This is a genomic window from Streptomyces sp. NPDC002845, assembly GCF_053591955.1.
Map to the genome: position 1 here is coordinate 1 of NZ_JBSFUU010000152.1, position 10,056 is coordinate 10,056.

A 10,056-nucleotide genomic window follows, 5' to 3' on the forward strand; every position below is an offset into this window, starting at 1 on the left:
TGTGGGGGGGGGCGCCCCCCCCCGCCCCGCCACCACCCCCGCCCCCCCCTCCCCCCCCCCACCCGCGACAGCCCCCCACCCGCACTGGATTCGCCAACGCGGACCGTAGGCAGGCAGGGCAGGACCGGGAACCTGAGACGGGGACAGGGGGAGGCAAGACGGCCCTGACGAATGTTGGCCGTGGCACCGCCCATCGCGTCGGGCGGTGCGGGCGGCGACGGCAGTCCGGACAGCCAACCCTCGCCCTCCGAATGCTCCCGAAAGAATTTCGCAATTCGTTCCATACCTTGACGCGGATTCCCGCCTGGTCACAAGATCAGCCCTGCCCATATGCCGCATCGGTGCGAAGAGCGGCCGCTCTCTTCGCACCCACCCAAACGACCCTCCGGAGGTCGGCCGTGCAGGTCCGGCCGGCCGTCATTCGCCCACGTTCACGTTCCGTCCAGGAGTCACCATGAGTTCACCCCTCTCCCGGCGCACCGCCCTCCAGGCCGCCGGAACCCTCGCCGCCGCCGGTCTGGCAAGCAGCGTCGCGGGCAGTGCACAGGCCGCCGCCATGGCGAAGGAGACCGCCACGACCGGCGACATCGTTGTCACCCACCCGACCCTGCCGCAAGTGCCGGTCAACAACGCCTTCACCGTCAAGGTCCGCCCGGTCGGTGGCAGTTGGCAGAGAGTCGGCGTCTACCTGGCCAAGCTGGCGCTGATCGACGCCGTCACCGGCAGCAACCCGGTCCAGAAGTCCTCCTGGGCCGCCTTCGACTTCTCCGGCACCGTCGAGGTCGAGGTCACCTACAACCGGGGCGGCGCCGAGAAGTTCCGCGTCCGCCCGGACTCGTACGGCATCAAGCCCGAGGTGCTCGGCGACACCGCGCGCTTCACCCTGGACCGGCCCCGCAACATCGTCGTCCAGGTCGACGACAAGATCTTCGACTGCCTGCACCTGTTCGCGAACCCGGTCGAGCAGAACCCGCCCGCCGAGGGCGACAAGAAGGTCATGTACTTCGGGCCCGGTTTCCACACTCCCCCCAACGGGGAGCTGAAGGTGCCCAGCAACACCACCGTCTACCTGGCCCCCGGTGCGGTCCTCCAGGCACACGTGAGAATCGAGGGGGCGGAGAACTCCCGGATCATAGGCCGCGGAGTGATCTACAACTCCAAGTGGGGCGCGATGCTGATCCGCAAGTGCGAGAACTTCACGATCGACGGCATCACGATCCTCAACCCCCGGTACGAGAACATACGGGTCGCCGAGTGCCGGAACCTCACCATCAGGAACCTGCGCGCCTTCAGCCGTGAGGGCTGGGGCGACGGCATCCAGCTCTACTGCTCGGAGAACGTCACGATCGACGGCTGCTTCCTGCGCACGTCCGACGACTGCATCGCCCTCTATACCCACCGCTGGGACTTCTACGGCGACACCCGCAACATCACCGTCAAGAACTCCTCCCTCTGGGCCGATGTGGCCCACCCGATCAACATGGGCGTCCACGGCAACCCCGACCCCGACAACCACGAGATGCTGGAGAACCTGAAGTTCGAGAACATCGACATTCTCGACCACCGTGAGCCGCAGGTGAACGCCCAGGGCTGCATCGCCGTCAATGCCGCCGACGGCAACCTCGTTCGGAATGTGAGGTTCGACAACATCCGCGTGGAGGACGTCCGCTGGGGCCAGCTCGTCCACGTGCGGGTCATCAACAACCCGGTGTGGAACAAGGCGTCCGGCCGCGGCATCGAGGACGTCTACATCAAGGACCTCAGCTACAACGGCAAGAACGCCGACGTGTCGATCATCGCCGGGACCGACGCGGAGCGCACCGTCAAGGACGTCACCTTCGAGAACCTCCGCGTCAACGGCCGCGTGATCGCCGACAGCGGGGGCAAGCCGCGCTGGTACCTGGCCTCGGACGGCGTGCCCATGTTCGTCAACGAGCACGTGCAGAACCTCCGCTTCCTCACCACCGAGGAGGCCGCGGCCCTGTAAGGCCTCAGCTCCTGCGGCCGTCGGAACGTACGGTGTTCGGGCCGGGGTCGGTGGTCACCCCGGCTCGCCGAGCCCCTGCTCTGCTGAGGCCGCACTGTTTCTGCGCCGCGGCGGCCGTGTCTGTGCACGTACGGCCGCCATGCCCCGCGGAGCGGTCGGCCCCCGCGCGGCCGGGCGTACGCTGAAGGCACCGAGGGTTCCTCGTGCGTCGGCTCCCACGCCGGTGCCGTTCTCGGCGAACGACGACGCCGGGTCGGACCCGTCCGCGCTCGGGGTTAGGGCTCGCCTCATGGCTGCGCACGTGCCGGACCGGCCGGTGACCGCGGACCCGGGGCGGGTCCCCGGCCAGAACCGGGGGCGCCCCGAGGAGCCGCGTCCGCCCAAGGGCCGGCAGGGGCCGTCGCCCATGGCGGGGGAGTTCCTCCGTTCGCTGACCCGGCGTCAGGTCGAGGACCGGTTGGGGGAACTCGGCGATCTGTACGCCCGGACCACCGGCGGCGAGCCGGGGGTGTGGAGCCAGGCCCGTTCCGCCTTTCTGCGGCGGCTCTCGGTCGATGTGCGGCGACCGGGGTTCGCCCTGGTGGTCGTGGAGAGAGTTGTTCCGTCGATGGCCGCTGTTCCGCAGGGGGCCACTGTCCTGACGGGATGCGCCTACGGCTTCCCGGTGCGCGGCGACGGTACCTGCTGGCGTGGCCTCGATGGATGTCTTCCGGAGAGCCTGCTCCGTGTCGCCGAGTCCGGACGGCTCTTCGCGATCTCCGAGATCCTCGTCGAACACCGTGTGCGCGCCGAGAACCAGGACCGCGACTGGAACCTCGCCCGCCGCCTCCAGAACCGGCTGCTCACCGACCACGCCGCCGTGCTCGGCGTCATGCTGGTGAACCGCGGCGACGCCGAGACCCTGGACGCGCTGCGGTCCTGGGGATGGCGGCACGCACCGGCGGACGCCCGGGAGACCCTCCTGCTCGCGCCCTGCCGAGTCCTGGTCCTGCGCTGACGCGAGTCCGACGCGGGAGTCCGACGCACGAGACCGACGCGCCGGAGGACCTCTGCGCCCACCCCGGCGGGAGCCCGGCGGCCCCACTCTCGGCCCCTCGTCCCCGCAGGCCACCGGGCCGTGCGGCGGCCGTACGCCGGCGCGCCTCGTGGACGACGGCCCCCCGCAGGGCACGCGCCAGGAGCCGGAGACGGCCTACCGGCGCAGCGGCGACACCGTAACTGCCAGCCACTGCCAGCCACTGCCAGCCACCGGCAGTCACCGGCATCACTCCCCATCGGCCCGCGTCGGTGCTCGGCGTGAGACAACGTCGGCCGGAGGAATAAGGTTGAAAGTGGATGATCCGAACGCGGTCGAGGGCTCACGAGAGCGAGATGAGCGGCCATGGAGCGGCGTGTCGTCGACGACCGGGGAGCGAGGGCCGCCCGGGGGGTCGGCGGTGAGGCGCTCACCGCGCGCGTCACCGTCGACGAAAACGGCATGGTGACCGGGTGGAGCGAGGGTGCCGAGCGGTTGCTCGGGTATGCGGCGGCGCGGATTCTCGGCCGTCCGGCGGCCTCGTTGCTCGCGGAGGAGCCCACGTCGGGCGACCTGCCGCCGTTCTCGGAGCTGCCGAGGTGGCATGGGACGGTCGCTCTCCGGCACCGTGACGGGCACCGCGTGAAGGCAAGGGCCCTGGCGTATCACCGGACGCGGGACGACGGGACCCGCGACTGGCTCGTGCTCTCCGCGGTGGGCGGGCGGCCGCGGCCGCACCCCGACGACGACGCGCTCGTACGGTGGGCTCTGCTGGACTCCCCGTACTGCGCGACCTCCGTGTACGACACGGACCTGCGCTTGCGTCGGTCCAACCGGGCCGGACAGGACTTGTTCGGCCTGAGCGACGACGACATGCGCGGGCTGCGGCTGCCGGACGTGCTCGCCGACCCGGCGGCGGAGGACGTCGAGCGGCTGATGCGGCGGGCCCTGGAGAGCGGCGAGCCGCAGTACCTGGAGGACCACGCACGTGTCCCCGGCGAGACTCGTGAGCACGCCTGGGCGTTCTTCCTCTACCGCCTTCAGGCCCCGGACGGCCGTGTCCTGGGCGTGGCCTCCACCGCGCACGACATGACGGAGCAGTACTGGGCCCGCAAGCGCCTCCAGCTGATCGCCGAGGCCAGCTCCCGTATCGGCAGCACTCTCGACGTGACCCGGACGGCGCAGGAACTGGCGGACGCGGCGGTCCCGGAACTCGCCGACTTCCTCAGCGTCGACCTCCTGGTGCCCCTCGACGACCTACTCGAACAGCCCCCGGGAGCGCCGGGTGCGGGCGGCCCTCTCGTGCTGCGGCGCATCGCCCACCAGTCGGTGTATCCGGGGGTCCCGGAGGCTGTCGTCGCGCCGGGCGAGGTGGACCGGTACCCGGAGGGCTCGCCGCCGGTGGAGAGCCTGCGGTCGGGCCGCGCCCTGCTGTACCAGGTGACCGAGCCCCCGATCGCCGACTGGGTCGCCCGGGACCCGCTCAGGACCTCCCGGATCCGCGACTTCGGCTTCCACTCGGTGATGACCGTGCCTCTCTCGGCGCGCGGAACCACCCTGGGTGTCGCCGTCTTCGTCCGCCACCGGCGCCCCGAGCCGTTCCGGGAGGACGATCTGGTGCTGGCCGAGGAACTGGCGGCGCGGGCCGCGGTCTGCGTCGACAACGCGCGGCGCTACGCCCGCGAACGCGGCACGGCTGTCACCCTGCAGCGCAGCCTGCTGCCGCAGCACCAGCCCGAGCAGGCCGCGGTCGAGGTCGCCTCCCGCTACCTCCCGGCCGGTGCCCAGGCCGGGGTGGGCGGCGACTGGTTCGACGTGATCCCGCTGTCCGGGGCCAGGGTGGCGCTGGTCGTGGGCGACGTGGTGGGCCACGGCATCCACGCCTCCGCGGCCATGGGCCGGCTGCGTACCGCCGTACGGACCCTCGCCGACATCGATCTGCCCCCCGACGAACTGCTCACTCACCTCGACGACCTGGTGGGCCTCCTGGCCACGGAGACCGAGGGCGCGCAGCGGGCCGTGGGGGACGTGGAGACCGCGGGACACGTCGGGGCGACATGCCTGTACGCCGTGTACGACCCCGTCTCCCGCCGCTGCACGCTCGCCCGGGCCGGGCATCCGCCGCCCGCCGTGGTGAGCCCGGACGGCACCGTGGAGCTGCTCGACCTTCCGGCGGGACCCCCGCTGGGCCTGGGCGGACTGCCCTTCGAGTCGATGGAGATCGAACTGCCGGAAGACAGTCTGCTGGTCCTCTACACCGACGGCCTGATCGAGTCCCGGGACACCGACATCGACGTCGGCCTCTCCATGCTGCGCCAGGCCCTCACCAGCCCTGCGGGCTCGCTGGACGTGCTGTGCGACACGGTTCTCGCCGCCGTGCTCCCCCAGCGGCCCGACGACGACGTGGCCCTGCTCGTCGCCCGCACTCGCGCGCTCAAGACCGACCGGGTCGCCGTCTGGGAGGTGGCCCCCGATCCGGCCGCCGTCGCCGACACCCGCAAGAACGCCGTCCGTCAGCTGGAGGCGTGGGGTCTGACCGAGGCGGCCTTCGTGACCGAGCTGGTCGTCAGCGAACTGGTCACCAACGCCATCCGGCACGCCGAGCCGCCCATCCAGCTGCGTCTCATCCACGACCGAAGCCTCATCTGCGAGGTATCGGACACCAGCAGCACGGCACCCCACATGCGCCGCGCCCGCGCCTTCGACGAGGGCGGCCGAGGGCTGCTCCTGGTCGCTCAGCTCACCCAGCGCTGGGGCACCCGCCCCACCCCCACGGGCAAGACGATCTGGGCGGAACAGAGCATTGATGCCGCCCGACCGTTCCCTGTCGTCTGAGGGCCCTGGGGGCGGGACGGCGCGCGCTGTGGGGCGCGCCGTCCCGTGGGTGTGGCTGCCGGTGGTCAGTTCCTCCGGCACCTGCTGATGTCGATCCGTACGATCTGCGGGTCGTGGTCGCTCGCCTGGTCGGCGAACTCGGCGTTGATGTGCACCACGTCGTAGTCGAAGTGGGTGACGGCCGGGCTGGTCAGGATGTGGTCCAGGGTCTGGGAATTGCCGTCGTAGACGTAGGTGTAGCGCTCGGCGGCCGGCAGCTCGGTGATCAGCGGGTTCAGGACGCGGCCGGCGGTGAGCGTGGTCATCGTCTGCGAGAACTCGAAGTCGTTGATGTCGCCGAGTACGACGGCCTTGGCGTTCCGGTCGGCCGCGAGCAGCGACTTGACGAAGGTGTTGACCTCGGCGGCCTGGGCGTGGCGCTTGGTCTCCGAGCCGCGGGTCGGGTCCTGGTAGCGGCCGTGCAGGGGCTGGTCGCCGCCCTTGGAGCCGAAGTGGTTGGCGATCACGAAGACGCGCTCGCCGCGGAAGACGAACTCGCCCACCAGCGGCTTGCGGCTGCTGCCCCAGGCGTCGCTGGTCGGGTTGATCCGGCCGGGGGAGTACGTGAGCTTGGCGCCCTTCCTCGTCTTCACCACGCTCGTGGCCGTGGTGGCGTCGCCGCCGGGCCGGTCGGTGAAGGAGACCCGCTTGGCGTTGTAGAGGAAGACCAGGCGGATGTTGCCGCCGGGCTGGCCGCCGTCCTGGTTGTTCTCGGGGGAGACGTAGCGCCAGGCGTAGCGGGGGCCGCCGGCCGCGCGGATGGCATCGGTGAACCGGGTCAGGGTGGCCTCGGCGCCGACGGTGCCGTCGTTCACGGGGCCGTTGTCGTCCTGGATCTCCTCCAGCGCGACGATGTCGGGCGAGCTGAGGTTGACCGCGACGCCCTCGGCGAGCCGGTCGAACTTCTCCTGGTCGTCGAGCGCGTCCAGGTTCTCCACGTTGTACGTGGCGACCGCGAGCTCCTTGCGCTTCTGACGGCGGGTCACCTCGGCCTCGATGCCCCCGTCCACCAGGGTGCCCAGCCGGGTGGCCTGGAGGTTGTAGCCGCCGAAGGTGGAGTAGTCGAGCGGGCCGCTGGTCGTGCCGGACAGCTCGTCGCCGACGTTCACCTCGGGGAAGGCGGTCGTGGTGTCGAGCGACATCACCTTGATACGGCCGGTGTTGGGCCGGTCGTAGGAGGAGTAGACGGTGCCGCCGCGGGCGCTCGGGCTCTCCCCGGGCTTCACCGTCACCCACAGCTCGTCGAACCGGGTGGTCGCGCCGACCACGCGCGCGTCGGACGCCTCGACCCGCATGCCCTCCAGGGACTCGTAGAAGTCCAGGGCGTATGCGGCCGGTTCGAGGGTGAGCGCGTCGATGCTGCCGCCGTCCGCGGTGGGCACGTACGCGTCCGGGACGGTGGTGGCGTCCAGCGTGACGGCCTCGGGCAGCGGGTTGCCGCTGGAGAGCACGGTCGCGGTGGGGCCGGTGATCTCCGTGACCGACTGGCTGGTGCTGCTCGGGTAGTACTCGGTGACCCTGCCGCTGACCAGGACCGAGTCACCGGCCGCCACGGTGGGGGTGGCCGAGCCGGTGTAGACGAAGACGCCCTCGCTCGTGCGCGGGTCGGCGTCGGACTCCGGGTCCTGGATCCAGTAGCCCCTGGAGCCGGTGGTGCGTACGCCGGTGACGATGCCGGGGACGCGGGTGACCGTCTGCCCGGCGAGCGGGGAGAGACGGGTGGTGCCCTGGAGGTCGTGGACGCGGACGGTACCCGGCTCGGTCGAACCGCCACCGTCCCCGTCTCCGTTCCCACCCCCGTCCCCGTCCCCATCCCCGTCTCCGTCGCCCTCACCCGAACCGGGCGTCTGTCCGGCCGAGTTGACCGGCGACGGCGTACCGGCGGCGAGGTCCGCGGCGTTGTCGTCGGTGTCGGCCAGGGACGCGGCACGGGCGACGGAGGCGGTGTTGGAGGCGCCGGTGACCGGGCCGCCGCCCTCGCGGACGAGCGCGCTGCCATAGCCCACCAGGTCGACGATCCTGCTGTCGGCCGCGCAGTCCGCAGCGGTCTTGCAGGTCAGCGCCGTGGTGCCGGAGACCAGGGCGATCGTGCCGCTGCTGGCGCTCATCGCGATCGAGCCGGTCGCGTCGGCGGCCGGCAGCGCCGTCGTACCGCCGTTGCCCGCCGCCTCGGCGACCAGGTACCGGCCGCCGGGGGCGATGGCACCGGTGAGCGCGGTCACCTGCCACCGCGAGGACGCCGACGGCGAGCCGGGCAGGTACTGCACGCTGTAGCCCGACAGGTCGTAGGCCCCGGAACCGGCGTTGCCGAGCTCGACGAAGTCCCGGACCAGGGTCGCCCCCGAGTTGCCCCCGCCGCCGTACACCTCGGCGATCACCGCGGTGTCGGACGGTGCCGCGAACGCGGCGGGCAGGGCGGTGAAGACGAACGCGCCCGCCACCCCCACGGATATCAGCGGGTAGGCGGCGCGGCGCGCGCGGGGACTGCTGCCGGGGCTGGTGCCTCGTCTGTTTCCTGCGGGTCTGGACACGCTGGCGGTCTCCTCGTACATCGGTCCATCGGGTGCGTCGTCGTGCACGTCAACACGCTGTCGGCCGACGGCGCGTGAAGCGGCGGTGTGGGGGAGTCGGCTCAAGTTACGCGCGTAGAGGCAGGGTCGCCAAGAGGCCGCAGGTTAAATTCGGGGAACGAAGAAGGGGCGGGTCTCCCGCGCCCTGCGAGCAAGGCGCCGATGTCCGCGGACGGGGCGGCCGTCCGCGGACATCGGCGTGTTGGTGTGGTGAGGGCGCGCGGGCTACTTGGTGGTGCGGTAGGCGCGGTGGATGGTGGGCAACGTGCAGACCAAACTCCCCGCCCGCAACCGCGTCGAGATCGCCGCCTGGGCCTGGCGGTCGGGCCTCGTCGACCAGTGACCAGTGACCAGTGAGCAGTGAGGTCCCGGCCTGCCCCGTGATCCGAACCTGACGTCCGACGCCCCGGACCGGTCACGGGTCGGGGCGTCGGACGTCAGGTTCGGGCCACAGGAGAGGCCACTTGGGGTCCGGGACGGCTCAGAACATGGTGTTGTCGTTGGCGGACTCCGCCGGTACGTCCTGGACCACGTCCCAGTGCTCGACGATCTTGCCGTTCTTGCCGACGCGGAAGATGTCCACGACGGCCTGGCCGCGGTCCTCGGGGTTGAGGCGGTAGTGGGCGTGGATGGAGACGAGGTCGCCCTGGGTGATGACGCGCTTGCGCTCCACGATCAGGTCCGGGAACTGCTCGAAGAAGTTGGTGAACTGTTCACGCAGGCCGGCGGAGCCGCTGGGGATGTCGGGGTTGTGCTGGTGGTACTCCGGGGCGAGGTACCTGACCGCGTCGGGGTTCTTGTCGACGAGGAGGGTGTCGAAGTACTGGGTCGCCACCTTCTCGCTGAACGGCGTCAGCCAGCGGGGGCCAGGCTGGTTGGTCTGCGGCCGGCTGACCGTGCCGAACATGTCGTTGCCGTTGACGGTGGTCTCCGGTACGTCCTGGACCACGTCCCAGTGCTCGGCGATCATGCCCTTCTTGTCGAAGCGGAAGATGTCGACCACGGCCACGCCGCGGGTGCCGGGCTCGTAGACCGGGTTGGAGTGCACCATGACCAGGTCGCCCTGGGCGAGGACCCGCTTGACGTTGTACACGTGGTCCGGGAACTGCGCGGTCCAGTCGCGAATGAAGTTCTTGATGGCCTCCCGGCCGTTGGGGGCCGCCGGGTTGTGCTGGATGTAGTCCTCGCGGATGTAGCGGTCAGCGACATCGAGGTTGCCCTCCTCGAAGAGCTGCCGGAGCACGTGGACGGCGACGCGCTTGTTGCGCTCCTCGACGTAAGGGCTGCTCTGCCAGGAGCCCGCGGTGGCCGTGCTGGGCGCGATGGTGATGCCGGTTGTGGTGGTGGCGGTGGCGGCGGGGGCGAACCCGGCCACGGCTCCGACGGTGGCGGCGGCCAGCAGGGCGGCGAGGGCCTTGCGGGAGAGCAGGGTGCTGCGCATGACGGTGTTCTCCAATGCGGGGCTGAGTATGGGGTGGTGGGCTGAGCAGGTCGGATGAAGTCCGCTGCGGTGGGGCGGCGCCCCCGAAGGGGCGCGGGCTGTGTACATATGCGGCTTCGCCGCGTGGGCGCGACCAGCCACGGCGCCGCCGCAGACGAACGACGACGGC

General features: G+C 71.1%; 5 protein-coding genes and 1 pseudogene. 4 read left to right on the top strand and 2 right to left on the bottom strand.

What is annotated here, in order from left to right:
- Positions 1-454 precede the first annotated feature (454 nt).
- From ACWD3C_RS46855 to ACWD3C_RS46865, 3 genes are all read left to right on the top strand, one after another.
- Complete coding sequence (locus tag ACWD3C_RS46855; RefSeq protein ID WP_451154660.1) at positions 455-1,987, top strand: glycosyl hydrolase family 28 protein; 1,533 nt, start codon at positions 455-457, stop codon at positions 1,985-1,987.
- A gap of 289 nt (positions 1,988-2,276) precedes the next feature.
- On the top strand, positions 2,277-2,984 hold the full coding sequence (locus ACWD3C_RS46860) for a hypothetical protein (protein WP_451154662.1): 708 nt from the start codon (positions 2,277-2,279) through the stop codon (positions 2,982-2,984).
- A 384-nt stretch (positions 2,985-3,368) separates the two neighbouring features.
- A complete protein-coding gene (locus tag ACWD3C_RS46865; RefSeq protein WP_451154664.1) occupies positions 3,369-5,837 on the top strand; it encodes a SpoIIE family protein phosphatase in 2,469 nt (822 codons plus the stop codon).
- Positions 5,838-5,902: 65 nt separating this feature from the next.
- On the opposite strand, the gene ACWD3C_RS46870 is transcribed toward ACWD3C_RS46865, so the two are convergent.
- On the bottom strand, positions 5,903-8,323 hold the full coding sequence (locus ACWD3C_RS46870; protein ID WP_451154667.1) for a lamin tail domain-containing protein: 2,421 nt from the start codon (positions 8,321-8,323) through the stop codon (positions 5,903-5,905).
- A gap of 379 nt (positions 8,324-8,702) precedes the next feature.
- On the opposite strand from ACWD3C_RS46870, the pseudogene ACWD3C_RS46875 reads away from it, so the two are divergent.
- Positions 8,703-8,789: pseudogene (locus ACWD3C_RS46875) on the top strand (DNA-binding response regulator); the annotation flags it as partial.
- A gap of 138 nt (positions 8,790-8,927) precedes the next feature.
- Here the strand turns inward: ACWD3C_RS46875 and ACWD3C_RS46880 are convergent.
- Positions 8,928-9,887, bottom strand: coding sequence for a nuclear transport factor 2 family protein (locus tag ACWD3C_RS46880; RefSeq protein WP_451154665.1), 960 nt, complete (start codon positions 9,885-9,887; stop codon positions 8,928-8,930).
- Between the last annotated feature and the right edge of the window lie 169 nt (positions 9,888-10,056).

Coding starts and splice junctions, on each gene's coding strand:
- ACWD3C_RS46880 (WP_451154665.1), bottom strand. CDS start 9,887: ATGCGCAGCACCCTGCTCTCCCGCAAGGCCCTCGCCGCCCTGCTGGCC.
- ACWD3C_RS46855 (WP_451154660.1), top strand. CDS start 455: ATGAGTTCACCCCTCTCCCGGCGCACCGCCCTCCAGGCCGCCGGAACC.
- ACWD3C_RS46860 (WP_451154662.1), top strand. CDS start 2,277: ATGGCTGCGCACGTGCCGGACCGGCCGGTGACCGCGGACCCGGGGCGG.
- ACWD3C_RS46865 (WP_451154664.1), top strand. CDS start 3,369: ATGGAGCGGCGTGTCGTCGACGACCGGGGAGCGAGGGCCGCCCGGGGG.